The organism is Mesorhizobium sp. M7A.F.Ca.US.005.03.2.1 (assembly GCF_003997795.1).
Classification (GTDB): Bacteria; Pseudomonadota; Alphaproteobacteria; order Rhizobiales; family Rhizobiaceae; genus Mesorhizobium; species Mesorhizobium ciceri.
On record NZ_RZRP01001456.1, the window covers coordinates 1 to 752 of the forward strand.

The 752-nt window shown below is 65.0% G+C and carries 1 protein-coding gene; it reads right to left on the reverse strand.

The window, feature by feature from the left end:
- A partial coding sequence (locus EN991_RS38455) for an FAD-binding oxidoreductase (protein WP_164769774.1) occupies positions 1-657 on the reverse strand: 657 nt, incomplete at its 3' end.
- Between the last annotated feature and the right edge of the window lie 95 nt (positions 658-752).

A 752-nucleotide genomic window follows, 5' to 3' on the forward strand; every position in this document is an offset into this window, starting at 1 on the left:
CGCTTGCTGCCGAGGCTTGGGGCAGAGCCGCAGGATCGCGCGCGTGACGATGCCGAGCGTGCCCTCAGCGCCACAGAACAGCTTGCGCAGTTGATAGCCGGCATTGTCCTTCTGCACCGCGCGCAGTCCGTCCCAAATCCCGCCATCAGGCGTCACGACTTCGAGACCCAGGACGAGATCCTGCATCATGCCGTATCGGAAAGCCTGGCTGCCGCCCGCATTGGTGCCGATCAGGCCGCCGATCCTGGCGCTGCCTTCTGCGCCCAGATGCATTGGAAACATCAGCCCATGCGGCTCCAGCGCCTCGTGCAGCGTTGCCAGCACGACACCCGCCTCGACGACGATCGATCCGCTTTCCAGATCCGGCTTCCCGATCGCCGTCATGCGTGACAGCGAGACGATCACCGCATTGGGCTGCTCGGCGACGGCGGCGCCGCAAAGCCCGGTGTTTCCGCCTTGTGGCACGACTGCCAGTCCGGCCTCGCGACATAGTTTGACGACACTGGCAACCTCCGGCGTATTCGCGGGCCTGGCAACGCCCAGAGGTGCGACGCCGTAGCGATTGAGCCAATCGCGCCGGTAGGGCTCGGCATCCCGGCCCGAAAGCCAGCCTTTCGGCCCGAGAATCTCGTGCAGCGCGGTGGCGGGATCGGTCATTGATCTACCCGAGTTAGCTGAGGGCGTGCCGTCCGACACGTCCCGGATCGTTGCTTCCAATCAATGACCCAGCACCTGCGACAGGAATTGTCGAG